This window comes from Kribbella sp. NPDC051620, from assembly GCF_044453825.1.
GTDB lineage: Bacteria > Actinomycetota > Actinomycetes > Propionibacteriales > Kribbellaceae > Kribbella.
Window position 1 is genome coordinate 267,316 of record NZ_JBITDB010000001.1, and the last position, 26,524, is coordinate 293,839.

A 26,524-nucleotide genomic window follows, 5' to 3' on the forward strand; every position below is an offset into this window, starting at 1 on the left:
TCGCCAACCTAGTCGGAACAGAACCTTGCCATCCGCAACTGAACCATCAGTCCCAGGCGTGTGTCCGGATCGGCCAGGTCGAGATCGCAGATGGTGCTGATGCGATTCAGCCGATAGCGCAGGGTGTTCGGATGTACGGACAACGACGACGCCGCCGCCGCGACGTCTCCGAATGCGTCGAACCACGCGGAGATCGAATCGAACAACATCGACTTGTGCGTGCTGTCATAGGCGATCAGCTCGGCCACCGGCCCGTTTGCGCGGTCTCCGCGTGCGGCGGCGAGGTCACCGAGATCGAGCAACAACTCTTCGAGTTGTACTTGTGGCAGAGTCGCCGCTCGGCGTCCCTCGCCGCCACCGCCGCGAAGCACTCGAAGTACGCGACTGACGGTTGCCCGCGACGAAACCAGTTCGGCCGGTGTCCTCGCTACTGGACCGATGCCGGCGACCGCGCGAAAGCGCCGGGTACGAGCCAGGAATTCGTCAACGATCTCGACGGCGCGCTGCTCGGCCTCAATGCCCTCGCGTGTACTGGGCATCAGGCCGTAGGTGACACCGCCGACCACCGCGCAGGCACTGCGTCGATCCAGGGATCTCAGATGGAGCGCGAACGCGTCACTGAGGTGCTGGCGCTCGGCCTCGATGGAAGCGGCATCGGTGAGGTTACTTCCGTCAACCGCTCGCTCCAGAACCTCGAGGCCGAGCAGTACCACGCGCTGGTCGGACAGGCCGAGGCGGGTCATCGCCTGTCGCGCCTCGGCCCCTCCGTCGAGGGCAGCTCGTACCAGGTCGGATTGCGCCTGGCGGTCGACGTCCAGACCATTTCTGAGTCGCATCAGGTGAAGGGCTGCCACATTCGCGCCCTCGGTGAGCGCCCGCGATTGCTCTGCTGTTGGTCGAACGGGGAGCAAGGCCCAGATCGAGCCGAGAATCTCGTCACCAGCACGGACCGCGATTGCGACGCGCGGCAGCTGATCGGGACCGGCCTGTTGTGAGTCGACCCAGACGGGCGTGTCGGCCTGGTAGACCTGTTTGAAGACACCTTGCTGCAGATACCGCTGAGTGGTTTGTCTTGGTACCTGCCGATCGAGAACCGACGCCACCCACTGGCTGTCGGCCTCGTCCTGGCGACCTGAGAACGCGAGGACGCGAGAGGACCGATCCTCGATCGTGATGGGGGCACCGAGTAGGACAGAGACAGCGTTGGCGACCGTGAAAAGGTCGCCGCGTTCGACCACGTCAGTTGCACGCTGGTCGATCTGCTCCACGGCGTCGGAAGCAAGCACAGTTCGGAGCATGACCACGAGTCGGGTCCATGATGCTCCGGGCGTGAGTCCGAGAACTGCAACCCCGGATCTGTTGGCCGCCTTGGCGAGGACTTCGTTGTCAGACACAGGTGCTCTCACGACAAGCGCCGATGCGCCTCTTGTGCCAAGGTCGTGAAGCGCCGCGGCGATCGACTCGTCACCGAGGGCGGAGACCCCGAGCACGATGGCACCTCTGGGTAGGTCGGGCTCGTCGACAGGGTCGTAGATCACCACGCCGTCGATCTGCGTCGCTCCAGCCGGTTCGCCGTGAGCAACGCTCAGAAGCGTCGTACCAAGGGCGTCGAGGACCCGGCTCAGGGTTGCGCGCGGGCGGTCGCCCTCGGTCGCCTCGAACACACGGCCGAAGTCAGCCAGGGGTGCTTGAGCGACAGCGGATAGCGAGCGCACGATACGACCACCAGTTCAACCGAACCTCGGGCGCGGCCGCGAGTCGGCCGAACACCAATCACGTCCAATGTATTGCGCATAGGTGACGGCCGTCAACACTAAAGCATATAACGTGACGGGCCGTCCCGAGAGTCAGACGGCGAGCCGTTCCACGCTCGTGGTCACCGCATCGAGCTCGGCCTGCAGGGGCTCCACGCCGATACCCGGTCCAGTCGGCACCTGGAGGTGGCCATCGATCAACGTGAACGGGGCCGTGATGTCGGTCTGGTAATAGCGGCTCGAGGCGGAGGTGTCGCCCGGCAAGGTGAAGCCGGGGAGGGCGGCCAGCGCTACGTTCGCCGCTCGGCCCAGGCCGGTCTCCAGCATTCCGCCACACCAGACGGGCACTCCGTGAGCCACGCACACGTCGTGGATCCGGCGAGCCTCGAGGTAGCCCCCGACCCGGCCAGGCTTGACGTTGATGATCGAGCAGGCACCGAGGCGGATCGCTGCCGCGGCGGCGCGGGCCGAGGTGATCGATTCGTCCAGACAGACCGGCGTCCGGATCTGGCGGGCAAGCTCCGCATGCCCGAGCACGTCCTCTTCGTCCAGGGGTTGCTCGATCAGCAGGAGGTCGAAGGGATCGAGGCGGGCCAGATGCCGCGCGTCGGCGACGGTGTAGGCGGTGTTGGCATCGACCTGCAGGAGCACGTCGTCGCCGAAGCGCTCGCGGACGGCGGTGACCGGCTCGATGTCCCACCCCGGCTCGATCTTCAGCTTGATCCGGAGGTAACCCTCGTCGAGGTAGTTGCCGACGGCCTCGAGCAGCTGCGGCACCGAGGCCATGATGCCGACCGAGACCCCGGCGGGCACTCGATCATGGACGGCGCCAAGCTCTCGGCTCAGGGACCGGTTGCCGGCGCGGAGCTCGGCATCCAGTACTGCGGTCTCGAGCGCCGCCTTCGCCATCCGATGGCCATGGAACCTGACAAGCGCCGGGCCGACGGCAGCCGCATCGAGCCGCTCGACCGCTGCCAGGGCGGGGACGAAGAAGCGGCGCAGCACGTCTGCGGCGCCATCGACATACTCTGACGAGTACAACGGATCGGCCATGGCCACGCATTCACCCCATCCCTCGGAGTCGGTGCCGACGGCGCGCACCAGCAACGAGGTGCGCGTGGTCTGGGTTCCGAACGACGTCCGGAACGGCGCCACCAACGGCATCTCGATCCGGTGCAGCTCGACTCCGGTGAGCTTCATGACGAGGGTCCTTCCTGGGACGATGGCAAGTTGGAGAGCCACGGCGGTTGTGCGGTCACGGCGTGCCCGCCGCGTCGACCGGATGGGCGAGGTCAGCAATCAGAGCCGTGAGCAAGGCGGTTCGTGGCAGCAGCATTGCGACAACAACGTGTTCGTCATCTCCGTGTGCACCGCCCCCGACCGCACCGAGACCGTCAAGCGTCGGTGTGCCGATTCCGGCGGTGAAGTTGCCGTCGGACCCGCCCCCGACCGATGCTGCACGCAACCGTGGGAGTCCGAGTTTCGCTGCCAGCTTCGACGCGCGACGGAAGAGTTGGTCGGAGGCTGCGCGTGTCAGCGGTGGACGGTTGGGGCCGCCCAGAAGGTTGAGCTCCGCATCGGTCAGTACCGGACGTAGGTCCCGCAGAGCGGCGTCGATCCGTTGCTGCTCGGTCAGATCGCGCACCCTGACATCTACCAGGAGCGCGGCCTCGCCGGGGACGGTGTTCTGTGTCGTCCCGGCTGTCAGGTGCGTCGGGGTGACTGTTGTTCCGTGGTCGGCGTTGCCCAGTTCGTTGATACGGAGGATCTGGTGGGCTGCCTCGACGGACGCGTTCACGCCGAGTTCGGGCTCGAGGCCGGCGTGCGCCGCACGCCCGCGGATACGTAGCTCATAGTTGGAGACGCCCTTACGTTCGACCTTCAGGGCACCACCGTCGCCCGACGCCTCCAGGAGCAGCGCGGCTACGCAACCGGCGGCTTCGGCTTCGATCAGCTCGCGTGACGACGGCGATCCCAGCTCCTCGTCGCCGGTGATCAGCAGGGTGACACTTGACCTGTCGGACAGCGCAGCCACGGCATGGAACGCCATCACCAGCCCGGCCTTCATGTCGAAGCAGCCCGGCCCTCGAACGACACCATCGTCGTGGCTGAACGGATGCCTGGCGAGGGACCCGATCGGCCAGACGGTGTCGTGGTGCCCGAGCAACAGGATGGGTGACGGTCCGTTGCCGAGCCGCCAGCGTAGGTGTGTCCGTCCCTCGATCACGACGTACTCCGGCGCAGCCCCGAGTCGTGCTGTCCCCACCCGGGCGACGCGATCGGCACTTGCGGCGACTGCGGCGAGATCGGAGGACGGCGACTCGCAGGTCACGAGGTCTTCCAGGTCCGCAAGCATCGTCGGCAGCCTGTCTGTGATGTCTGTGCCGATCATCGACCGGCCTTCGGCGTTGCGCGGACCCCGAAGTGCAGGTAGCGCTCACCTGTGGCGAGGGAGAAGAACATGACCGGAAGCCAGGTCAGTGATTCGGGCGGTCGAATGACGAAGAGGTCGCCGGTGTCGTCGACCGGGATCAGGTCGTACGACCGAGTCGGCTCGGGCATGGTCTCGGCCAGCGGGCCGGTAGTGGTAATGCGTAGGCTCAGATGTCCGTCCCGGGTGCGCACCTCCAGAAGACTGCTGCTCCGCTCGTAGCGTCCGACGTGACGGGTCGCGTCGACCTCGGGCAGGATCGCCGGAGGAGCCAGGGGCAGTGGCATGGTGATTCCGGCCAGCTCGCGGAAGATCTCCCGGTACAGGTCTTCGTACAGATCACGGGTGTTGCCGCCATTGGTCAGCAGAGCGACGGCCATCCCCTGCTCGGGGAGCACCCGAAGGAAGGCGGCCTGACCGATGGTGTTGCCGTCATGGCCGATGAGCCGATGACCGTCCCAGTCGTGCCGAGCCCAGCCCAAGCCCCAGGAGTCGCCGGCCGTGTGCGTGTCCGGTAGGTCGACCTGGTTGGCAGCCATCTCACTGACCGCTTCCTCACTGAGTAGGCGGGTTTGGGCCGATGTCATCCCACAGGTCAGGTGAAGGCGTGCGAAGGCCAGCACATCGGCGACCGTCGACGTGATCAGACCGGCCGGCCCGATAGCGCGTGGCAGGCCCCAGACCGCAGCCCGTACAGGTTCCCGACCGCCTTCTGCCTGGTGGCCAACGGCCGCGCGGTACAGCAACGCCTCCTCCGGCAAGGTCACAGTGTGGCGCAAGCCGAGGGGTTCGATCAGACGACTGCGCAGGGCCTGATCCCAGGTATCACCGGTTACCTTCTCGATCACGCGTCCGGCGAGTGAGAATCCCGAATTGCAGTAGGACCAGGTCGCGGCGAGCGGATGGTTCTGGGCAGCGTCGGCGAGAAGTCCCACGTACTTGTCCAGGCACTCGTCTCCGCGGCCGGTGTCGGTGAAGATGTCCCCGTCGATTCCACTGGTGTGGGTCAGCAGGTGGCGCATGGTCAGCTGCTTGGCTACCTCGGAGTCCGACAGCTGGAGTTCCGGCAGCACGTGGATGATCGGGGCATCGAGGTCGAACGAGCCCTCGTCGGTCAGTTGGACGGCAAGGGTGGCCGTCCAGACCTTGGTGATCGAACCGATCTGGAAGAGCGAATCCGTCGTCGCCTCGACGCCGGTCTCCTTGTTCAGTACGCCGGTAGCCGCTTGGACCAGCTCGTCCTCCGCGCCCGGCAGGACGCGCAGGATGCCGAGAGTCGCACCTGGCACCTGGTGCTTGGCAGCGAGCTCCGACAGTCTTCGCTGCCACTGCGCCTCGTCGATCCGCGGAGGCTCCTGATCTCTCACCGGGGCTTCCTTCCGCTGCCGGTTCTGTCGACGACGTAGTAGCCGGTCCGGTCGAATCCGATGACGCGGGCGCCCTCGGCCATCAAAGTTCCCAGCACCTCGCGGACTGCCATCCGCCACTCGCCCACCGCCCTCGGATCCACGATCCGCAGCTTGTCGATGTCAGCAGGCACGGCTACCAGAACCTGCGCAGCTGCGAGATCACCGAGCTTGGGGCGCCCGGTCTGCGATTGCGACAAGGCGAACGGCGCGCCCGCTGTCTGGCCATCGCTCGGATCGGCGTTGATTCGTGAACCTGCCTCGGGCGTCCATGAGGCCAGCTCCCAGCGAACCAGGAGGCGATCACTGTCCTGGCCGCTGTTGAGACTGTCACGCATCGTGCCGTAGAAGTTCGACAGATATTCGCTGGCGACCGCTCCGAGCTTGGTCAGGTTGAAGTAGGCGTTGCGCCGGACCAGCGGATCGAAGGTCCAGTGAATGGACGAGATCCCACGCTCCATCGCCCAGGCACGTTGGTGCACCTTGAGTGCCAGCCCGACGTTCCGGCCGCGCGCACTCTCCGCGACGCCGGTGATGTGACTGTGCAGCGCCTCTGTGCGCGGCTCGCTGAAGAACCCCATGCAGGCACCGACCAGCACGTCGCCGTCGAATGCGCCGGCGACGTAGTTGCCGGCCTTCACGAGTGCTCGCAGGAGGCCGGTGGTCACCGGGGGTTCACTCGGTTCTGGATTCCAGATGGCGTCGAACAGCCGATAGGCACGGTCGAGGTCGTGCAACGAGGTCAGGGGGCGGATGTCGACTCCGGCCGTGACAGCGGCGTCGCCGGCGGCCAGCCGACTCGCCACGGCTGCGCTGGGCGGCAGATGCAGTTCGGTCACGAACCCATGCTCACGGCGGGTTGCGCCGGTGTCATCGTCGGTTCGCACGAGCCGGCGGTCGTCGCTTTGTCACAGTTGCCCGCCACCTCGCCGTCTGTGCGAAATGACGAATGCCGAACCAGTAGATAGGGCATTCGAACAACGCCAGGCGAGGCCGTTCGCAATAAAGTTCGGTGGTGACCACCACGTCGGACCCGCGCCCACAGGTCACCCTGGCGCGGATTCTGGACGACCTGGGCACGACCCTGCTCCACCCGGTCGCGGGAGACATCGAACACTCCGGCCGCATCGGTGGCATCGCCATCTACGATCCGTTCGACGAACCGGACCTTGCCTCCGGTGCGGTGGTTCTCGGGATCGGTATTCACGACGACGACATCGTCAGGATTGCCGAACTGATGGGCGATCGTGGCGCGGCGGCGCTGGTCCTGAGGTCGCCGGTGCGGCTGAGCGCCGGACTGACCGATGTGGTCGACCGCACCGGGCTTGCCGTTCTCGGGTTGTCCCGCGGTGCGTCGTGGTCGCAGCTGGTGGGAATCCTGCGCTCGTTGCTGGCAGAAGGTTCCGTCGCCCTGGGGCACGATGAAACAGCTGACCCCTATGGCCTCAAGTCAGGGGACTTGTTTGCGCTCGCCAACGCCATCAGCGGGCTGCTGGATGCACCGGTGACCATCGAGGACCGCAGTTCGCGACTGCTTGCGTTCTCCGCGCGGCAGGACGAGGCCGATGAGGAACGGGTAGAGACCATCCTGGGGCGACAGGTCCCCGAACGGGTCACGCAGTCACTGGTGGAGCACGGCATATTTCGTGCCTTGTACCGCGACGAAAAGTCGATCTGGATCGGTCCGGACGTAGGCCTGTCCCGCCTGCCCCGGGTCGCCATTGCCGTACGGGCCGGCGACGAGGTGCTGGGATCGATCTGGGCGGCTGTCCGTGAGCCGCTCAGCGATGCGCGATCCGAGGCCCTTGCGCAGGCGGCGAAGGTGGTTGCTCTACACCTGTTACACATGCGCGCGAGTGCGAACGTCGACCGGCGGATGCGCACCGATCTGGTCGCAACCGCTATTGCCGGCGGACCTGAGGCGCTCGAAGCACTCACCCAGCTCGGCCTGCGCGACAAGCCCTTGGTCGTTCTTGCCCTGGAGGTCGTCGATGCGTCCGCCGCCGAGCCGTCCGTCGGCGGGATGGCGAGCCTGGAGACCGAGCGAAGGCGGGTCGACGATGCCTTCGCTCTGCATCTCAGTGCGATGGATCCCAGATGTGCCTCGGCGCGCCTGGGGACCGTTTCCTACGCCCTCGTTCCCACCAGTCGGCATGGTGTCGCCGGCGAGGAGCGTGCGGTCAGGATCGCAAAGGACTTCCTTGACCGACTCGGCCGGCGTGCACCGACCCTGATCGCGGTGGGATCTGTGGCAGAGCATGCCTCGGAACTCACCAGTGCACGCATCACAGCCGATCGGGTGCTCAGAGTGCTCCGTACCGCACAACGGCCCGGCCTCCGGGTGGCGCGTCTTGCGGACATCCACTTCGATTCGGTGCTGCTCGACCTGCAGGACATCGCGATAGCCCACGGCGGTCCGCTCAGTGCGGCCGTGGCTCGCTTGGCGGAGTACGACGCCGAGCACGGAGGTGACCTTCTGCAGACTTTTGTGGTCTGGCTCAACTCCTTCGGGGATGTCACCTCCGCGTCGGAGGCACTCGGCGTTCATCGCAATACGCTCCGCTATCGCATCACCAGGATCTCGACGGTCGGTCAGATCGATCTTGCCGACCCAGATGCGCGCCTCGCGGCGATGCTCGAGCTTCGTGTCGGCGCCCGCTCGGGATATTTGGACCAGAGCCGAAGCCAGAGGCACCCCTCAGTGCTGAGACGCGACCAAGACGGTAAGGCGTCGTCGTAGAAACAGCGCTTCGCGCTGTCGATGCCGGCAGCAAGTTTCTGCCGCATGCAACCCGTCAGGCACCTCGTTTCCGTGCACCGACCGCTTGTGCGGATGCACAAGCAGAACACAGACAGATCCGTCAGTCACACGACGCCGAGCCACATGGTGTGGGGGTTCAATGGCGCAAGATCACCATCCCGGTCGACTGGAGGACAAGAGTCATGAGGCAATGTAGGCAACGGTGGAGACTCACTCCGTCGGACCGGCGCTGGGGTTCAGCGTGGCGGCGCAGAAACGCGGTCGTGGTCGCGGTCGCCCTGACAACGACATTGGTGGCCGGCTGCTCGAGCGGGTCGGCCGCGTCCGGCGGGAGCGGCCAAGCCAGTGGCGCACTATCGATCCTCTCGTGGGCGAAGCCGGCGGACACGATCTCGACGGATCCGCACGTAGATGCCGGCGGCAATGATGCCGACTGGGAGATGTACAACCTTGTGTACAACAACCTCGTGACCCTGGACACCGCACAGCGGGTGGTGCCGGCGCTCGCCACGAAATGGGTGCAGGAGTCACCGACCCAGTACCTGTTCGACATCAGGCCCGGGGTGAAATTCTCGAACGGGCGCCTGCTGACGGTGAACGACGTGATCGACTCCCTGAAGCGGATCATGGACCCGAAGCTGGCTACGAGCTGGGCGGGCCGCCTGAACGTGAAGTCCGCGGCCGCGGTCGGGACCGACCAGGTGCGGGTGACGCTCGCGAAGCCCAACTCCACCTTCCTGGTGGCGCTCGCGATGCCGATGGTGGCGATCCTGCCGATGAAGGAACTTCAGTCGGGGGCGTTCGACCCGGAGAAGGAACTGATCGGTACTGGGCCCTACGTGGTGGTGAATCATGTGAAGGGCCAGTCGTGGCGGCTGAAGCGCAATCCCGACTACTGGGGACCGCAACCCAAGGCGGCCGAGATCGACATCAAGATCATGCCGGAGGTTGCTGCCCGGATCGCCGCGCTGAAGGCCGGAACGGCCCAGATCACGACGTTCGACCAGCCTGACACGATCAAGCTGCTCCAGGGCACGAACACCGTCACGACGGTCGATCAGAACCAGAATCTCTATTTTCGGCTGGATGTGAACGCGAAGAGCTCGATCTTTGCCGACCGCAGGGTCCGTGAGGCGCTTGCCCTGAGCATCAATCGGGCGAATATCGCGAATCTCGCCCTGGCCGGGGTCGGTGCGCCGACCGCCGCGATCGTGCCGAACTTCGGGGTGTGCGACCCGAGCTCGGTTCCGTTCGGTCAGACCGACACCGCCAAGGCTCGCGACCTGGTCAGTGCCGCGGGCGCGACTGGCAAGAGCGTCACAATCCTGGTCCCGTCGGGTGTCGGCGGCGGGGTGGACATCGCTCAGGTGCTCAAGCAGGACGTGGAGAAGTCAGGTCTGAAGGTCAAGATCGAGCAGATCGAGAACGGCCCGTGGAGCAAGCGAATCTACAGCGGCCCGCCGTCGGACTTCGACTTCACGATCAGCTACAGCGGCAACTACGCCGACCCCACGATGATTCTCGGCAACTTCAGCAACACCACCGCGCCGTACGCCAAGGGATACCAGGTCGAGGACCCGGCGCTGGACAGTCTGATCGGCAAAGCCCAGGCGGTGCCGGCCGGGCCGGACAGGAACAAGCTCCTGGACCAGGTCTGCCAGCGGATCGCGCAGAACGCCAACGTCATCCCGCTGGTGATCAAGGCCCGATTCGTTGCCTATCGCAATGACAAGATCGTGGCCGAGATCGGCAAGGTCGAAGGGTACAGCGTTCCGCTTCGTGGTATGCCCCAGTACAGCGCCAAGTAGAGATCGGAAACCCATGAAGGAAATCGCCCGGTACCTGGTGGGGCGGGTTGCTACCGGTTTGAGCACGCTCCTGCTGGTTTCGGTGCTCGTCTTCCTGGCAATCCACCTGGTGCCGGGCGGGTACGCCGACGCCGTCGTCAGCCCGACGGCGTCGGAGCAGCTGAAGCAGAACGTCATCGAGAAGTACGGCCTGGATTCGCCACTGCCGGTGCAGTTCTGGCACTGGCTCCAGCAGGTGGCGACCGGCGACCTCGGACACAGTTTGGGTGACGAGACTCCGGTCTCGACCTTGGTCAGGCAATGGATCCCCGTCACGGCCGAACTCGCGGTCCTGACGACGCTCTTCGTGATCGTGATCGGTGTGCCGCTGGCGATCGCTGCCGGGATGGCGAAGGGGGAGGCGACCCGCGGGATGAGCCGGTTCAGCGGGGCACTGGCGATGAGCACTCCGGACTTCGTCGTCGGAAGCATCCTGGTCTACGCCTTCTCGACGTACAGTCTCGGCCTTCCGGTGGGCGGCTACGTTCCGTTCCTCGAGGACCCGGTTGCCAATCTGAGGTCGATGGCACTGCCCGTGCTGACGCTGGGAAGCTTTGGGCTCGCGATTGTCGTCCGTACAGGTCGTGACGCGGTTTCGACGGTGCTGAGCTCGCCGCACGTGGCCGCCGCGGTCGCACGCGGCGAGTCGGTACCGCACATCGTTCGCCATCATCTGCTGCGAAACATCGGGATACCGCTGGTGACTGTGCTCGCCTCGTATATCGGCTATCTCTTCGGCGGAGCAGTCGTCGTAGAGCAACTGTTCTCGCTTCCGGGAATCGGGCAGGCCGTTCTGTCGAACGTCGGCCAGCGAAACTACCCGGTGGTCCAAGGGATCGTGCTGATCTCCGCCGCCGCCTTCATCTTCTTCAATCTGCTGGCCGACTTCCTGTACGGCGTTCTCGACCCCCGGGTCGTCAAGGTGGTGGAGGGTGGTGAGTGAGATGTCGGAGCCGAAGCAATCAGCCGTGAACGCTGCTGACCAGGCTGCACCTGCCCGGCAGCGGCGCGGGGTGCGGATTCCGTTCGCCGACGACGTGCTCGCACGGATTGCGCTGATCATGCTCATCTTCTTCGTCTCGACAGCGGTCTTCGGACATTTCCTTCCGATCGGCGCCCCCGACGCGATCGACGTCGGACCGCGGCTCGGAGCCCCGTCTGGGAACTTCCTGGCCGGGACCGATTCGCTGGGGCGGTCGGAGCTTCCCCGCCTGGCTCAGGGCGTCCGGACGACCCTGCTGGTTGCCGGCATCGCAGTGTTGCTGACGGTGCTGGTCAGCAGCTTGCTCGGTGTGCTGGCCGCCTACTTCAGGAGGGCCGGTGAGGTCATCACCCGAGCGGCGGACGTGCTGTTCTCGTTCCCCACAATTCTGTTGGCGATTCTGATCGTCGCAGTGGTCGGTCCCGGCGGGAAGGGGGTCGTGATCAGCATCGCCTTGATCTGCAGCCCGTTGATGGTCCGCGTGGTCAGGGCCGCCGGTATCGGCGTCGTCAGCCGCGACTTCATCGTGGCTGCTCGGGTCGGCGGAGCCGGGCACGCACGCATTCTGCTCGTTCACGTTCTGCCGAGCGTTGCGGGGACGGCGGTCGTCCAGGGGACGTACGCGCTCTGTCTCGGCATGCTGATCGAGAGTGGTCTGAGCTTCCTGGGCCTCGGGCTCCAGCCGCCGGCGGCCTCGCTGGGCTCACTGGTCAACGAGGGATCGCGGTACCTGCCGATCGCGCCCTGGTTGGTCCTCGCGCCGGGAGTTCTGCTGGCGTTGATCATCATGTCCGTCAACCTGGTCGGTGACGGTCTCCGTGACCGGCTGGATGTCCGAGGTGTTGAAACCCGACGATGACAGGCCGAGAAGTGAACCTGAACACGCATGTGGACGACGCGGACCTGCTCCTGCAGTCCAGCGAACTCGCCGTCGACTACCGGTTGGGCCGGGACTCGAGGATCAGAGCCCTGGACTCAGCGACGCTGGAGGTAAGGCGCAGCCAGATCGTGGCCGTCGTCGGCGAGAGTGGATCCGGGAAGAGCACGCTGGGCCTGGCGGTCGGGCGGTTGCTGCCCGGGAACTCGGAACTGGCGGGGGGCTCGCTCAGGGTCGGAGGGGTCGACATGTTCACTGCGGACGGTCCGACCGTCCGACGCACGCGACGCGACGTACTGGGCTTCATCTTCCAGAATCCGATCGCGGCGTTGGACCCGACGATGCGCATCCGCGCGCAGGTGACACTCGCCGCGCCCCGGGCCAGCATGTCAGCCCAGGATGCGCTCGCGCAGGTCGGGCTCCGGGACGTGAAGCGGGTTCTGGAGTCGTTCCCGCACGAGCTGTCCGGCGGCATGGCTCAGCGGGTTGGTATCGCCATCGCGCTGCTCCGGCGTCCTCAACTCTTGATCGCCGACGAGCCCACAGCGGCCGTGGACGCAACGTTGCGGGGCCAGATCCTGGATCTGCTGATCGAACGATGTGCCGCCGAGCAGTGCGCACTGATGCTGCTCACGCACGATCTTCATGCGGTCGAGAAGTACGCGACGCACGTCGCGGTGATGTACGGCGGACGGGTCGTCGAGTTCGGACCGGCCGACGCGGTGCTGGTCGATCCGAAGCATCCGTACACCCAGGCGCTCGTCACAGCGCTGCCCGGCGAGGAGCGATACGGTGAACGGCTGGAAGCGATCGGCGGCACCCCTCCAGTGATGAGGGGGCCGGTCCGTGGTTGCGCGTTCGCCGGCCGCTGTCCACATGTGGTCGACGTTTGCTGGTCGACCAGACCGACCTTGGAGCCTTTGCCGACGGATGCCGGGCGAAAGGCCTGCTGTCACCGGGTACAAAGTGTTGCCACCGGCGTGGGAGATGACGATGCGTGATCCGCAGTTCGTGAGCGTGGACGAGGTGGGTGCTGACGGGGACGGCGACGTCGGCGGTGAACCTCGAGGTCTCGGGGGTCGGCGCCCCGACGTGACTGCCGCACCCGAAGCCGAGCCGCTGATCTCGATTCGCGATGTGTCCGTCGAGTTCGCCGGCCGCGGCCGCCGCGCGCAGGCGGTACGGGCGCTTGACCACGTATCGCTGGACGTCGGACACGGTCAAACCGTGGGCATAGTCGGCGAGTCTGGTTCTGGGAAGACGACCCTCGGTCGGGTGATGCTCGGTCTGATCAGGCCCGCCGAGGGAACCGTGCTCTTCGACGGGCTCCCGCTGCGAGGTCCAGGAGCGTTCCGCCGGTTGAAGGGACGACTGCAGGTGGTCCTGCAGAATCCGGACTGGTCGCTCAATCCCGCGCTGCGGGTCTGGCGTTCGTTGGCTGAGCCACTCGCCGTCACCGGTGCGGCGCGTCGAGAGGACCGCCGCGCTGCGGCCATGGAGATGCTCACGCTGGTCGGGCTCGACGAGTCGTTCGCCGATCGGCGTCCACATGAGCTCTCCGGTGGTCAACGCCAGCGGGTCGCGATCGCCCGCGCGATGATCACCTCCCCGGACCTGATCGTCTTCGACGAGGCCGTGACCGCCCTCGACGCATCGGTCCAGACCCAGGTGCTGAACCTGATCCACGACCTGCAGGCCGAGAGAGGTTTCTCGGCAGTCTTCATCTCCCACGACTTGGCAGCGGTGCGCTACATCTCAAGTCACATCGCAGTGGCCCTGAGAGGCGAGATTGTCGAGTTCGGCCCGGTCGAACGGTTCTACGGCCGCGCTGACCACCCCTACACTCGCCAGCTTCTTTCGACCCTGCCCGTGCCACATCGCGACAGGCCGGTTGGAGGTACCACCCCGGGACACGACGCGGGGAAGGAGACCGAGCTTTGACAATGAAAGGGGGTGACAACAGGTGGCCGTTGCCTATCGCAGGCGGGCGCTGTCGGCGCCGATTCGCTATCAGGAGGTTCTCGCCCGGTCGGCGGAGGCGGCCAGTTCGGTCGCCGGCGTCGGAACTGTTGCCCACCACATTCCAGCTCTGGCGCTCGTTGACGCAGACTCTTTCGGTATGGCCGTGGCGACTGTTGATGGGGATATCTACACGATTGGGGCGGCCGAGGAGCCCTTCTCGATTCAGAGCCTTTCGAAGCTCTTTGCGCTGGCCTTGGTCATGTCGTTGGACGGGGAGGCAATCTGGGAACGGGTCGGTCGGGAACCGTCGGGCAGTCCATTCAATTCCCTGACTCAGCTTGAGGCCGAGAACGGGCGCCCACGGAACCCGATGATCAACGCGGGCGCGATCGTCGTGACCGACCGTCTGCAGGAACTGACCGGCGACGCGAGCGAGACGGTCCGACGGCTGATCTGTTCACAGGCCGGCAACGCCGGCCTCGACACCAACCCGGCAGTCGCTGCGTCAGAAGCACAACACGGGCATCGCAACGCGGCGCTCGGACATCTCATTGCGGGCCACGGAAATCTTGTCCATGACGTCGACACCGTTCTCACGCACTACTATGCCCAGTGCGCGATCGAGGCGAGCTGCCGTGACCTCGTGCTCGCAAGCAGCTTTCTGGCCCGCCAGGGGGTACGACGCGATGGCGGCCACCTCCTCTCACCCAGGCAGGCCAAGCGGCTGAATTCTGTGCTGTTGACCTGCGGCACCTACGACGCGGCCGGAGACTTCGCCTACCGCGTCGGTCTGCCTGGCAAGAGTGGCGTCGGCGGAGGCGTGCTCGCGATCGTGCCGGGGCACGCGGCCATCTGCGCCTGGAGCCCTCGACTCGATCGCGCAGGCAACTCGGTCGCAGGCGTCGCCGCTCTCGACGCGTTCACGACAGCGTCCGGACTGTCCGTCTTCTGAGGTCCCGTGGCGTCAGGCCTGTGTACCGGATTCCACCCGCGTCCTTCAGCATCCTTGCCAGGAGCAACAGGTTCCAGGTCTCCATGATCCTGCGGCTGACGTCGACAAGGCCTTCGGTAACCGAGCCCCTGCCTCTGTCAGCCGATGTCGCGTTGGATGATCAGGTCGGCAAGTTGGGTGAGGTCGTCGGCGGTGAGATCCGGCTGGGGACCGATCGGGCTGGGGACCATTCCGGGTCGGCGGAGGAAGGCCGCTCGGCAGCCGGCTTCGAGGGCGCCGGTGACGTCCCAGGCGTGGGCTGCGATCAGGCGGACTTCGCCGATCGGTACGTCGAAGGCTTCGGCGACTGCGCGGTACGGCTGCGGTGCGGGTTTGAGGTGGCGCACCGTGTCTGCGGACATGACGCGGTCGAACAGGTGGTGAATGCCTGCGTTTCTCAGTTGTGCTTCGGCAACATTCTGGACCGAGTTGGTCAAAGCGACCAGGGGCAGTGTGTCGGCGAGTCTGGCCAGCGCCGCGGGCACCTCGGGGTGCGGCGGCAAGGAGGTCATCAATGCGACGGTCTGGTCGATCTGTTGGTCGGTGAGCGTTGTGTTCTGGCGTTGTGCGAGCATTCGCAGGGCGGCGCGTTGGGCCGTAGTGAAGTCGACGTATGAGCCGGTGAGGCCGCCGACGAAGGACAGTTGCAACATCTGGGCGAACCACAGCGGCCGTGTGGCCGGCGTACCGAAGAGTTCTTCGAACGGCCTGTCCAGAGCCCTGAGGTCCAGCAATGTCTCGTTGACGTCGAAAGCAAGTACCTGGGTCACAGGGATGAGTACATCACTCGCTGTCGTTCGGAGGCACGCAATGCCTTGTGCGGTTCGTGATTCGTAAGGGTCGGGTCAGGGCAGCGGCGACTAGCGTGGCTCTGTGCCCCGACTACAGCTACCCATGCTCTTTGCCATGATGTTCCTCGGTGTTGCAGGCTGCTCGAACGACGCGTCCCCCACGAGTGCATCGCCTCCTGACGACGGGGAGTTCGCCGTCCTGCGAGGCGATGGGTTTCACGCCGACGGCAGTTTCGATCCGCGCATGACCTGTGACGGTGCGGGCGACTACTCGCCGCCCCTGGCGTTTCGGCATGTGCCCGGTGGCACCGTCGAGTTGGTGTTGTCGATGGTGGACGAGGACAAGACGAGTCCCCAGGGAGATCCGCTGATCCATTGGGTCGAGTGGAGGATCCCCGCGAGCTCGACAGGTCTCGTGGAGCACATCAAACCCGACGAGGCTCGGGAGGCGCTGAGCGACCTTGGCGAAGCAACCTACAACGGGCCGTGCCCGCCGTCCGGTCAGACTCATCACTATCGCTTCACGCTGCTTGCGCTGTCGAGGTCACTCGACCTGCCGTACGGAGCACCTGCCCGCACCGTTCTCACTGCAGCCGGACCATCGGTGATCGGCACCGCTACCGTCGTAGCCGCCTACCGGCGAGCCACCCCTGGCGGCCAGTAGACGCCGGCTGTCGATGGACGTCGCAGTCTGACCGTCGACCACCTGGAGGGGCCGGCCCTCACCCGCTTCCTACGACTGTGGTGGGCTCCAGAGATTCAACCCGACCTTTGGGGTGACAGCCATTTAGGAATGCCCGCGTTGCGGCGATATTCGAGACAGCCGGACGCCCAGCCACGATGACAGGAGATGCCATGCGCCCCCTGCAGGATCTGGGTCTGTCGGAGCTAGCGGAGCAGACCTATCTCGACCTCGTCGAACTGGGCGGAGCCTCTCGCGCTGACCTGGCAGCGTGCCGTTTGGTCGCGGCGGACCAGCTCGACACGGCGCTGGCGGCGCTGGCGGAGATCGGCTTGCTCGACACTGAGGGCAGCAGAATCGTTGCTCGTCCTCCGCAACTCGCGCTGGAACCTCTTGCGCAGCGCCACCTCCGGGAGGCCGAGCTGGTCAGGAGCAGCGTGGCTACGCTCTCGCGGATCTGGAGGCGCGGTGTGGGGCGGCAACCGGCAGCCGAAATCCTGCCGTCCGCACAAGCCTGGCGAGCCGAGATCGACCGACTGGTGGGCGAGGCCGAGCGCGAGGTTTGCGCCGTGTCGGTCGGAACGCTTGTCTCGGACGACACCAAGATCGCAGCAGGGCTTTTCGATGCGCTCGAGCGGGGCGTCACCTTCAGGGTCATCTACAGCACCCAGGTGTTGCAGGATCCAGCGACTCTTCGCTTGGTGCAGATGTGTGTCGAGGCAGGTGAGGAGGCGAGGGTGTTTCCTGAAATTCCGGTGAACCTCACGATCGTTGACAATCGCTGGGGTCTCGTCGGTGTTCGACTGCCGGAGCCGGCAGGGGACGACATTGCGGCGGCCGCACTCGGTCCCGGGCCATTCCTCACCGCATTGCTCGCCACCTTCGAGGCGTTCTGGCGTATGGCCGTGCCGATCACCAGCGGCACGGAGATCGATGAGACGGCTGGTGCGCCTACCCAGGAGACCAAGCGACTACTCAGCTACCTGAGCGCCGGATTGACTGATGAAGCCATGGCTCGCCAGTTCGACGTCAGCCAGCGAACTGTGGCTCGGCGGATCACCCGTCTCCAGGAGATCCTCGGGGCTCAAACCCGATTTCAGCTCGGCGTGCAAGCCAGTCGCCAGGGCTGGCTCTGATCTCCGTGCAAGTAGCGCGCCGGACGATGGTCTGAACGTGCGAGCTGCACCGGGCAGCGCCGGACGCGCGCGGGTGGGTTGCCGTCGTGGCGACGGCAACCCACCGGAGATCCTGGTCGGGTCAGCCCTGGAAGTAGGCGCCGGGGAAGTCGACCGCCGAGCCGGGCGCCGGAGCGATCAGGTCCTCGTTCGGCTCCTCGTCGACGAAGCCGATCACCGGGCAGTTGATCAGCGCCTTGACGCTGCCGAATTCGGCGCCGCCAGGACCGGTCAGCAGGTCGGGACGCTGGGCCGCGAGCTTCAGGATCTGGAACTCGTCGGTCTGCCGGGTGTTGAGGCCGGCCTTGACCGCCTTCGGGGTCCACTGTCCGAACTGCGCCTCCCACAGCGGGCTGTACGCGGCGCGGCGGTTGTTCTCGGTCAGCGTCGGGAAGTCGCCCTGCACGTTGAGCGCGTCACCGTTGTTCAGCAGGGCCTGCAGCAGCGCCTTGTTCTTCAGTGAGGCGTCCTCCGCGGCGTGGCCGTCCAGGATCACGTGCGACAGGCCCTGAGCGTTCGGGTTGCCCGCGCCGGTCTGTCCGTTGACGAAGGGGAAGATCCGCTCTCGGACGCTGCCCAGGAAGTCGTCGCCGCCGGCGAAGGCGGTGCCGTTGAGCGCGGGAACGTAGGTGGCTCGCTCCAGCACCGCGGTGGTCGCATCACTCGCATCGGTGGAGATGTACAGGATTCGCTTGCCGGAGTCGAAGCCACGGACCAGCAGCAGATCGACCGAGGCGCCATGGAACTGCGCCGGCCCGGTGGCCTTGGCGGCTGGGTGAACGGCCAGTACCCGGTCGCCGGTGTTCGTGTGGTGGTCGACATCGAACGGTCCGTTGCCGACCGCAACGATCGGCGCGTTGTAGACCGTCTGCGACCCGGCGATCCGGATGAACGGACTGTACTTCGCTCCGCCGACCGCACCGGGAGTTGCCTCGGCGGGCGGGAACCCGGTCGGGCCGGCCTTCAGCACCCGCGTGGGGCTGAAGTCGGGAATACCTTGGAAGTGCACGACGCCTTCGTTGAAGACGTTGCCGTCGGCAGTGGTCAGGGTGACGTCCTGAACACAGTCGGGGCAGCCGATCGAGGCGTTGCCGAGTTTCGGCGCGTAGTTGAGGCCGAGGTCGTCGGCGGCTCCCTGGTCGGAGGCCTCGGTCAGGACGTACCAGACGGTCTGCCCCTTGAACTCGCCGCGGTGCAGTGGCAGCCGGACGAAGCCGTTGGTGAGGTCGACCTTGACCGCACTCGCCAGGATGATCTTGCTGGCCGGCAGGATGCCGCCGGCCGTGTGTGCGCCGGCGGTGGCGGCACTGCTCTTGGTGGCTGGCGAGCTGGAGGCCGTCGCCTGGACAGCGAGAGCTGAGGCGAGCGTGGTGACCGCTGCCAGGCCGATCAGGCCGCCGCGGATCACCCGCCGGCGTTGTTGAGTTCGCACGTGATACTCCTCGGTGAAGGCGGAAAGGGTGATCACATCGTCTGATGCTCCGCCACCGTAGTGCGAACTCTGCGGACAAAGGCATTAACTCGACATTACGGAAACCCAGACCAGTGTTATCGAGCGGTAAGCGGACCTGGATCGCCTTATCAGTAACGCAACCTCACCCGTCCAGGTGATCAATGCCAGCAGCTTGCCTTGAGCAACAATATGACTCTCTCCGGTAGGACGCCCGGTCTGGCAGAGCTACACCAACTACACCGTGGTCGGCCTGATCATCGAGGCCGCGACCGGCAGCGGGGACGTGGTCTCTACTGCCAGCGACTTGACCAGTTCTATGCGGCTAGGAAGCGAACCGCGCTGCAAGGGTGGCCTGGTACCGGGCCAGGACGTCGGCTGGCAGATGCTTAAGGCAAGCTGGATGTCGACATAGAGTTCAGATGGCCACCTCTTCTTCGCTCGGGACCTACAGGGGCAGAGCCCGGGTCTCGAGCTCGACCGTAGTCCACTGAATCTCAGTGAAGTCGTCGAGCGCTTCGACGCCTGAACGGCCCCAGCCGCTGCCCTTCATCCCGCCGTTGGGCAGGTGCGGCTCGTCGTTGATCGTGGGTGTGTTGACGTGGACCGCGCCGCACTCGATACGGGACGTCATCGCCTTGCCGCGGGCCGTGTCGCCGGTGACTACGGCAAACGACAAGCCGTACGGGCTGGCGTTGGCTAGCGAGATGGCCTCTTCATCTGTCTCGACGGGACGGACGACCGTCACCGGACCGAACGTCTCTTCACACGAGGCATCGTTGTCGTCAGGAACGTCGACCAGGATGGTGGGCTCGAAGAGGGGACCGTTGTGATTGCCACCGGTCACGATGCGGCCGCCGGCTGAAACCGCTGAGGCGACTCGCGCCTTGACGCCTTGGAGAGCGCGGGCATTGATGAGGGGCCCCACGATGGTGTTCTGGTCGGCCGGGTCGCCGATCGGGAGGGTCTCGGTGACGGCCTTGAACTTCTCGAGGAAGGCGTCGTACACGCTGCTCTGCACGAGGATCCGGCTGGACGCCATGCAGACCTGACCCTGGTGGAAGAACGAACTGAACGCGGCGATCTTGGCGGCGTGGTCCAGGTCTGCGTCGTCGAGTACGACGATGTGGTTGTAGCCGCCGAGTTCCAGGATGCTTTTCTTGAGGGCGGCGCCGGCGCTGGCGGCAACCTTCCGCCCGGTTGCCGCGGATCCGGTGAAGAAGATGCAGCGAACTGCCGGGTTGCTGTAGAACTCCTCGGACACGTCGGCCGCGTCCTTGCCGGCGTGCGTCACGACATTGATCGTGCCGGGTGGGAACCCGGCGTCGTGGAGTACTTCGGCGATGGCGACGCCCGCGGTGTACGGCGACTCCTCCGAGGGTTTGACCACAACCGTGTTGCCGGCCGCGAGGGGAACGACGACGGCCCGCCAGGCCAGCAGGTTCGCGCCGTTCCACGGCGTGATGCTCGCGACGACACCGAGGGGTTTGCGTTCGGTGGTGGCGACGGTGTGCGGGAAGTCGGTGTGCACGATCTTGCCTTTGGGCTCGTAGACCCAGCCGGAGGCCAGGCGCAGCAGCTGGGCCGACCAGGTGATCTGGTACCAGGAGAACGCGAAGCCTGCTCCGGTCTCTTCGGCCAGCCTGGCAACGAGGTCGGGACCGCGTTCCTCGAGCAGGTCGGCGGCTCGCAGGAAGAGCTTCTGCTTGTCGCCCGGAGAGACGGCGGCCCAGCCGGGTTGGGCTGCGTGGGCTGCGGCGATGGCCGCTGCGGTGTCGGCGCGGGTACTCGCCGGGGCCGTCGCGAACACGGTGCCGTCGAGCGGGTTCAGCGACTCGAAGGTGGCGCCTCCGACAGCGTCGACCCACTCGCCTCCGATGAACTGCTTGAAGGCTCGGACCGGGGTTGCAGTGCTCGTGTGGGACTCACTGGCCAGTGTCATGATTCTGCCTCTTTCTTCCTGCAAGGGGGAGTGATCGATCAGCGAGCGATGAGGTCTGATGCCTTCTCGCCGATCATGAGAGCGGCTGCGTTCGGGTTGACGCAGGGCAACGACGGCATGATGGAGGCGTCAGCAACGCGCAGCCCGGTGAGGCCCTGGACGCGCAGATCGGGGCCGACGACCGCCATCGGACCGGTTCCCATGACGCAGGTTCCGGCTGCGTGGTGGTAGGCACCCGTGCCCACGGCGATGTAGTCGCGGATGTCGGCCTCGGTGACGGCCCCGTTTCCCGGAAGCACTTCCCGCGCGATCCACGGCGCGAACGGGGCCGAGGCGGCGAGTTCGCGCGCCCGCTGGATGCCGTGGACGAGCTTGGCAACGTCCTCGTCATCGCCGAGGTAGTTCGGGTCGATGATCGGCGCGGTTGCCGGGTTGGAGTCAGCGAGCTGGAGCTTTCCCCGGCTCTTGGGAATCGTGGTGACACCCAGGGTGAAACTGTTGGGCGGGGACTCCAGTCCGGGCTGGTGGAACGGGACCTCCATGAAGATCATCTGCATGTCGGGTCCGTCGAGTGACGCGTCGCTGCGCCACAGGATCGAGGCCTCGCACATGTTGCCGGTGGGCGCCGGGATCTGTGGGACCGCCTCGAAGACGACGCTGCAGAGCGGGTGATCCATGAGGTTGCCGCCGACACCGGGCAAGTCGTGGACGACGTCGATGCCGACCAGTTCCAGGTCCTCGGCCGGTCCGACACCGGACAGGAGCAACAGCCGGGGAGAGTCGATGGCGCCGGCGCTCACGATGACCTCGCTCCTTGCCAGCGCGATCGTGGGTTCGCCGTTGCGTACGAACTCGACGCCGACGCACCTCGTACCGTCGAAGAGGAGTCTTTCGGCGCGGGAAGCGATGGAGATGGTCAGGTTGTCGCGATCGCGGACCGCTTCGGTCAGGTAGCCGTCAGCAGCGCTCTGGCGCTTGCCGTCGACGATGTTCAGGTCGTGGTAGGCAGCCCCGATCTGTTCGCCACCGTTGAAGTCCGGCGTGGCGGGGTGTCCGGACGCAGCGGCGGCGTCGAGGAAGACCTTCGCGAGCGGGTGCGGTTGCGAGGCAATCCCTGGCCGCATGGGCCCTTCAGTTCCGCGGAATTTGGGGTCACCGGTGGGGACGGACTCGATCTTGCGGAAATACGGCAGGACTGATTCGTAGTCCCAGCCTTCGCCGCCGGCGCGTGACCAAGCGTCGTAGTCGGAGCGACTTCCACGCAGGAACAGCATCGCGTTGATACCGCTGGAGCCGCCGAGAATCTTGCCTCGCGCCCAGTACTTGGCGACGCCCCCGGCGTGGACCTGGGGGACAGTGAGGAATCCGTGGTCGAACGGTGACTCGAACAGCGCGGGCCAGGCGGACGGCATTTCGACCTCGGGAGATGGATTGGATCCGCCGGCTTCGAGGAGTAGAATCTGTGCTTCGCTGTTCTCGGAGAGTCGTGCCGCAATTACGCAGCCGGCCGATCCTCCGCCGACGACGATGTAGTCGAACTCCATTGTGTCTCCCGATGTTCTTGCCCTAGTTGCTGATCGATCTGGGCGTGTTGCAGGAATTCCGATATTACTTTGATCTGGACTAACGGCTTTGACTCTGCTCGCCAAGGTGCTTGTCTATTTCCGCCAAGGACGGACGTCGGATGGTGTCGATCGTGAATCGGGAGGGTGAGTCCTCCGACCTGCTCGAATCCGAGCTGTGGTGCCATGCCGTCGAAACACAGTTCGGTGGCGTTGAAACGACGCTGGCCGAGTCGGAGGGTCTGCCCTGGGGTGCCCTTTCCGGCAATCAACTTGGCGTTGTCGGAGCGTTCCAGATGTCGGGACCGCCGCAGGTGTTCAGGCGCTCGGCATCAGCCATCAAGCGCTTTCAGATCGATCTGCTCAAGGTATGCATCCAACTGACCGGCCGCGCCGTCCTGCACCAGGATGGACGCGAAATCGAGTTGGGCCCGGGTGACCTTGCCATCTACGACACGGCACGCCCGTACGAGATGCGGCTGGACGGCACCTGGTCATGCGAGGTCCTCACGCTGCCGCGAACCTCCCTCGCTTTGCCGTGGCGTGCTGTCGCTCTTGCGATGGAGCGCGCCTTCCGCACCGATGTCGGAGCAGGAGCCGTTCTGACCAACCTCGTGTCCGCGATGACTGTTCACCCGCCACTGCAGCACGAGAGGGCCGCCGCCGAGATGGGCGACGCCGGATTGCACCTGCTCGCCGGCACACTGGTTCAGGACGGGTCGGTGCTGCGGGCAGACCCGATCGACGACATCCGGCTGCGGGTCATGGCGTATATCAGGAACCGGCTCTCGGACCCCCAACTCACGCATGCCTCGGTGGCGTCGGCGCACCATTTGTCGCCGCGTAGCTTGGATCGGCTTTTTGCTGAGGAGCCCTATACCGTCGTAGGCTACATTCGCCACCTTCGCCTCGCGGCTGTTCATCGAGAGCTGTCAGATCCGGTTGCCTTTCCGTCCAGCATATCTGGGATCGCCGCGCGATGGGGATTCCATAACCCAGCACACTTCGCCCGGATATTCAAAGATACCTACGGAAAGAGCGCCTCCCAGGTCAGGTCGGAAGGTCTTCAAGCCAGTTCCTGAGCGGTTTGCTTGGTGGCCGCGGTGTGCGGGTGTGAAATGAGTGCGACGGAGATCAGGGACAGGGCCGCGACCCCGGTCAGGTAGAGGGCCACGGCGTTGCTCGAGCCGAACTGCGCGTACAGTGCCGTCGCAATGAGTGGCGCGAATGCTCCTCCTCCGACAGCGCCTAGTTGATACCCGAGCGAGACACCGGAATAGCGCACCTTGTGACCGAACATTTCCGAGAACAACGCCGGCGCCGGACCGTAGGTGAAGCTGAAGAACACTTGCGCCACGACCAATGCGACTGTGGCCAGCACGATGTTTCCGGTAGTGACGAGCCAGAACATCGGAAACACCCAGATGCCGAGCGCGACAGCGCCAATACCGTACGTCTTGCGTCGACCGATTCGATCGGAAAGATGGGCGGCGGAAGGAATGGCGAAGATTGAGACCACCGCCGAGATGATGACGGCTGTGAGGATCGTGCTCTTCGGAAGCTTGAGCTGATTGGTGAAGTAGGCAAGCACATACACCGCGAGGATGTAGTACGCAGCGGCATTCAGCAGCGTCGCGCCGGCGGCCAGGAGTGTTTCCTTCCAGTGGTCACGCAGCAGCACGAAAAGGGGCAGGCGCTCAGCTCGTTCGTCCTGGTGGGAGTCGACGCCTTCGAGCCGCGACTGGGCGTAGATGCTGACGCCGACCAGCAGGATGCTGAGCATGAACGGCACGCGCCATCCCCACCGCAGGAAGGCCGCGTCACTGAGTGCCGCGGACAGGCCGAGGAAGATGAGGTTGGATGCGATCAGGGCGAACGGCACGCCGATCTGGGCGAAACTCCCGTAGAAGCCACGGCGGTTCGGAGGAGCAGTCTCGGTGACGATGAGGACCGCGCCACCCCACTGCCCGCCCAATGCGAGCCCTTGAATGAGGCGCATCAGCACCAGCAGCAGTGGGGCAAGAGTCCCCACCGACTTGTACGTCGGCAAGAATCCGATCGCCGTGGTCGCCGCGCCCATCAGCATCATGGCTGCGACGAGCGTCGGCTTCCGGCCGAAGCGGTCTCCGAAGTGGCCGAACAGGGCCGCGCCGAACGGGCGTACCACGAAGCCGACCGCGAAAGTGGACAGCGACAGCAGAGTGCCGGCTGAGTCGCTGAACTCTGGGAAGAACAGCTTGTTGAGCACCAATGCCGAGGCGGTGGCGTAGATGAAGAAGTCGTACCACTCGATCGCTGAACCGGCGACTGCGACAGCAACTTTCTTCCGCATGTCGGTGTTGATTCGATTCGAGATGTCTTTTGTAGCCATGGATTCCTCGCTCGGGTCGCTTCACGCTTCGATCAGGATTTGCAACTGCTCAAGGACCGAGCGCAAGACGGCGGCCGTTGCCGAGTCCGGCCCGAGGCCTTCGGCTTCCAGTTGCGTATGCGCGGCGGCCAGGATGAACTCGGGTTGGCGCACGACGGCGGCATCGACCTTTTGCAGAATCTGGCGGAGACTCAGCTGGGCCCGAACGGTACCGAGCGGGCCCATCGATGCACCGATGATTGCGACCGGCTTCGCCGTCAGCGGCAGCGGTTGGCCCTCAGCGGGCCGAGACAGCCAGTCGATCGCGTTCTTCAGGACTCCAGGGACCGACGCGTTGTACTCGGGTGTGGCGATCAGCAGAGCGTCTGCGGCCCGGACGCGGCGCCGCAGATCGTCAACCTCAGGCGGGGCGGGGAACTCGTGGTCCTCGTTGAAGTGGGGGAGGTTTCCGAGTGACTCATAAATGTCGAACTGGAAGGCATCGGGGGCCAGCTTCGCTGCTTCATCGATCAGCCGGGTGTTGAGCGAGGCTCGTCGCAGGCTTCCGGAGATGGCGAAGATCGTCGATGTGGCGTCTTGGGTCGGCATGGCTCACTCGCCGCCTGTCCGGGTTGCCCATAGTTCGGGGAACGGCATGACGGTCAGCGTCGGCGCTAGCCATGCCGTGCCGCTGGTTCCGAAGTACGCCGGTCTGGCGCCAAGGGTGCGGGAGGTCGCAAGGAAATGCAGGTACTTGTATTCGGCGAGGCCCTCGGCGATGGCGACGAAGGCGTGAGCCAGAGCAGACAATTCCGAGTGCTTGGCTTCTCGGGAGAGGCACACGGTCGTCCAGAACGAAACTATGGACTGGTCCAGCGGTCGTTCGTCCTGGGCGGGTGTCGCTTCGACTTCCGGGAGGTCGTAGCCCATGCGGCGCGCCATCGCGATGGCGTCCTCGTAGACGCTAGGGGCTTCGTAGGCGCGGAGCAGGTCGGCGTGCTGCTCAGGCATGCTGGTGAGCTCGTCGGCGAGGGCGGCGTCCTTGAGGCCTAGACGGAAGAGCATCTCGCGGTACTTCCACGACTGGAGCGAGGTGGACCTACCATGCTCCTTCGTCATTCCCACCTTGATGGATGCGAAGTCGGCCGGCAGCATCCACGACAGTGATCGCCAGGAGGCGTTGAGGCCCGCGAAGTGCGTAGCCGCCCGTTGAAGTGAAGCGGTGGCGTCGCGAAGTCGGTCCTCGCGCAGATGGTTCGATGCCGCGTCGACGTCGTGGGAGATCAGCGCGAAATAGAGTTCCTGTACCTGGCACACGACCAAGAAGGAGCGCTCGCCTTCGTCGCTGGTTACTTGGACCTGCAGCGAGTGCAAGGTGTCGGTCTTCAGGTACGCGTTGTATGCGGTACCGGACATGGGTCCTCCATCTGCCGGAGCGATCGGAGATCTGTGGACCCATGGTGAGTGCCTGCGTTATGCTGCGCCAATACCAAAACAGACGACTGGCATTCCTGAATCGGTATGAGGTGCATGGTGAAACTGCCTGACCTGCTCGACGGGA

General features: G+C 65.3%; 22 protein-coding genes. 10 read left to right on the top strand and 12 right to left on the bottom strand.

All coding sequences use genetic code 11. The features are described from left to right. Positions 1–8 precede the first annotated feature (8 nt). The 5 genes from ACIA12_RS01235 to ACIA12_RS01255 form a co-directional block, all read right to left on the bottom strand. On the bottom strand, positions 9–1,715 hold the full coding sequence (locus tag ACIA12_RS01235) for a PucR family transcriptional regulator (protein WP_396364778.1): 1,707 nt from the start codon (positions 1,713–1,715) through the stop codon (positions 9–11). Positions 1,716–1,847: 132 nt separating this feature from the next. Further along, positions 1,848–2,954 (bottom strand): o-succinylbenzoate synthase, encoded by a 1,107-nt coding sequence (menC, locus tag ACIA12_RS01240; protein ID WP_396364779.1) that lies wholly within the window; start codon positions 2,952–2,954, stop codon positions 1,848–1,850. Positions 2,955–3,009: 55 nt separating this feature from the next. Next, a complete protein-coding gene (locus tag ACIA12_RS01245; RefSeq protein WP_396364780.1) occupies positions 3,010–4,146 on the bottom strand; it encodes a M20 family metallopeptidase in 1,137 nt (378 codons plus the stop codon). After that, positions 4,143–5,552 (bottom strand): serine hydrolase domain-containing protein, encoded by a 1,410-nt coding sequence (locus ACIA12_RS01250; RefSeq protein ID WP_396364781.1) that lies wholly within the window; start codon positions 5,550–5,552, stop codon positions 4,143–4,145. Before ACIA12_RS01250 ends, ACIA12_RS01245 begins: the two co-directional genes overlap by 4 nt. Further along, entirely contained in the window at positions 5,549–6,430 is an 882-nt protein-coding gene (locus tag ACIA12_RS01255) for a GNAT family N-acetyltransferase (protein WP_396364782.1), read from the bottom strand. Before ACIA12_RS01255 ends, ACIA12_RS01250 begins: the two co-directional genes overlap by 4 nt. 176 nt (positions 6,431–6,606) lie before the next feature. Between ACIA12_RS01255 and ACIA12_RS01260 the strand changes: the two genes are divergently transcribed. From ACIA12_RS01260 to ACIA12_RS01290, 7 genes are all read left to right on the top strand, one after another. Then, positions 6,607–8,331: a PucR family transcriptional regulator gene (locus ACIA12_RS01260; RefSeq protein WP_396364783.1), complete on the top strand. Its 1,725-nt coding sequence runs from the start codon at positions 6,607–6,609 to the stop codon at positions 8,329–8,331. Positions 8,332–8,480: 149 nt separating this feature from the next. After that, positions 8,481–10,160 carry an ABC transporter substrate-binding protein gene (locus tag ACIA12_RS01265; protein ID WP_396364784.1) on the top strand — a complete coding sequence of 560 codons (1,680 nt, stop codon included), beginning with the start codon at positions 8,481–8,483 and terminating at the stop codon, positions 10,158–10,160. Positions 10,161–10,173: 13 nt separating this feature from the next. Next, positions 10,174–11,142 (top strand): ABC transporter permease, encoded by a 969-nt coding sequence (locus ACIA12_RS01270; protein ID WP_396364785.1) that lies wholly within the window; start codon positions 10,174–10,176, stop codon positions 11,140–11,142. Position 11,143: 1 nt separating this feature from the next. Next, positions 11,144–12,040, top strand: coding sequence for an ABC transporter permease (locus ACIA12_RS01275; RefSeq protein ID WP_396366014.1), 897 nt, complete (start codon positions 11,144–11,146; stop codon positions 12,038–12,040). Next, positions 12,037–13,059 carry an ABC transporter ATP-binding protein gene (locus ACIA12_RS01280; protein ID WP_396364786.1) on the top strand — a complete coding sequence of 341 codons (1,023 nt, stop codon included), beginning with the start codon at positions 12,037–12,039 and terminating at the stop codon, positions 13,057–13,059. The genes ACIA12_RS01275 and ACIA12_RS01280 overlap by 4 nt, the downstream gene beginning before the upstream one ends. Next, positions 13,052–13,999: an ABC transporter ATP-binding protein gene (locus tag ACIA12_RS01285; protein ID WP_396364787.1), complete on the top strand. Its 948-nt coding sequence runs from the start codon at positions 13,052–13,054 to the stop codon at positions 13,997–13,999. Before ACIA12_RS01280 ends, ACIA12_RS01285 begins: the two co-directional genes overlap by 8 nt. Before the next feature lie 22 nt (positions 14,000–14,021). After that, positions 14,022–14,972 (top strand): glutaminase, encoded by a 951-nt coding sequence (locus ACIA12_RS01290; RefSeq protein WP_396364788.1) that lies wholly within the window; start codon positions 14,022–14,024, stop codon positions 14,970–14,972. A gap of 137 nt (positions 14,973–15,109) precedes the next feature. On the opposite strand, the gene ACIA12_RS01295 is transcribed toward ACIA12_RS01290, so the two are convergent. Then, positions 15,110–15,781, bottom strand: a complete 672-nt coding sequence (locus ACIA12_RS01295) for a haloacid dehalogenase type II (protein WP_396364789.1) — start codon at positions 15,779–15,781, stop codon at positions 15,110–15,112. Positions 15,782–15,917: 136 nt separating this feature from the next. Here ACIA12_RS01295 and ACIA12_RS01300 point away from each other — a divergent pair, with 136 nt between their 5' ends. Together ACIA12_RS01300 and ACIA12_RS01305 are read left to right on the top strand one after the other, a co-directional pair. Further along, positions 15,918–16,466: a YbhB/YbcL family Raf kinase inhibitor-like protein gene (locus ACIA12_RS01300; protein WP_396364790.1), complete on the top strand. Its 549-nt coding sequence runs from the start codon at positions 15,918–15,920 to the stop codon at positions 16,464–16,466. Between the two features lie 191 nt (positions 16,467–16,657). After that, positions 16,658–17,620, top strand: coding sequence for a hypothetical protein (locus tag ACIA12_RS01305; RefSeq protein ID WP_396364791.1), 963 nt, complete (start codon positions 16,658–16,660; stop codon positions 17,618–17,620). Between the two features lie 121 nt (positions 17,621–17,741). Here ACIA12_RS01305 and ACIA12_RS01310 read toward each other — a convergent pair whose 3' ends face one another. The 3 genes from ACIA12_RS01310 to ACIA12_RS01320 form a co-directional block, all read right to left on the bottom strand. After that, positions 17,742–19,091, bottom strand: a complete 1,350-nt coding sequence (locus tag ACIA12_RS01310; protein ID WP_396364792.1) for a hypothetical protein — start codon at positions 19,089–19,091, stop codon at positions 17,742–17,744. Between the two features lie 466 nt (positions 19,092–19,557). Continuing rightward, complete coding sequence (locus tag ACIA12_RS01315; protein ID WP_396364793.1) at positions 19,558–21,051, bottom strand: aldehyde dehydrogenase family protein; 1,494 nt, start codon at positions 21,049–21,051, stop codon at positions 19,558–19,560. 38 nt (positions 21,052–21,089) lie between these two features. Further along, on the bottom strand, positions 21,090–22,595 hold the full coding sequence (locus ACIA12_RS01320; RefSeq protein WP_396364794.1) for a GMC family oxidoreductase: 1,506 nt from the start codon (positions 22,593–22,595) through the stop codon (positions 21,090–21,092). Between the two features lie 140 nt (positions 22,596–22,735). Between ACIA12_RS01320 and ACIA12_RS01325 the strand changes: the two genes are divergently transcribed. Then, positions 22,736–23,695, top strand: a complete 960-nt coding sequence (locus tag ACIA12_RS01325) for a helix-turn-helix domain-containing protein (protein ID WP_396364795.1) — start codon at positions 22,736–22,738, stop codon at positions 23,693–23,695. On the opposite strand, the gene ACIA12_RS01330 is transcribed toward ACIA12_RS01325, so the two are convergent. From ACIA12_RS01330 to ACIA12_RS01340, 3 genes are read right to left on the bottom strand one after another with little or no spacing between them, the layout of a single operon-like run. Beyond that, positions 23,680–24,984 carry an MFS transporter gene (locus ACIA12_RS01330; protein WP_396364796.1) on the bottom strand — a complete coding sequence of 435 codons (1,305 nt, stop codon included), beginning with the start codon at positions 24,982–24,984 and terminating at the stop codon, positions 23,680–23,682. The genes ACIA12_RS01325 and ACIA12_RS01330 overlap by 16 nt on opposite strands. 21 nt (positions 24,985–25,005) lie before the next feature. Then, a complete protein-coding gene (locus ACIA12_RS01335; protein ID WP_396364797.1) occupies positions 25,006–25,572 on the bottom strand; it encodes an NADPH-dependent FMN reductase in 567 nt (188 codons plus the stop codon). Between the two features lie 3 nt (positions 25,573–25,575). Next, a complete protein-coding gene (locus ACIA12_RS01340; protein ID WP_396364798.1) occupies positions 25,576–26,379 on the bottom strand; it encodes a tryptophan 2,3-dioxygenase family protein in 804 nt (267 codons plus the stop codon). Between the last annotated feature and the right edge of the window lie 145 nt (positions 26,380–26,524).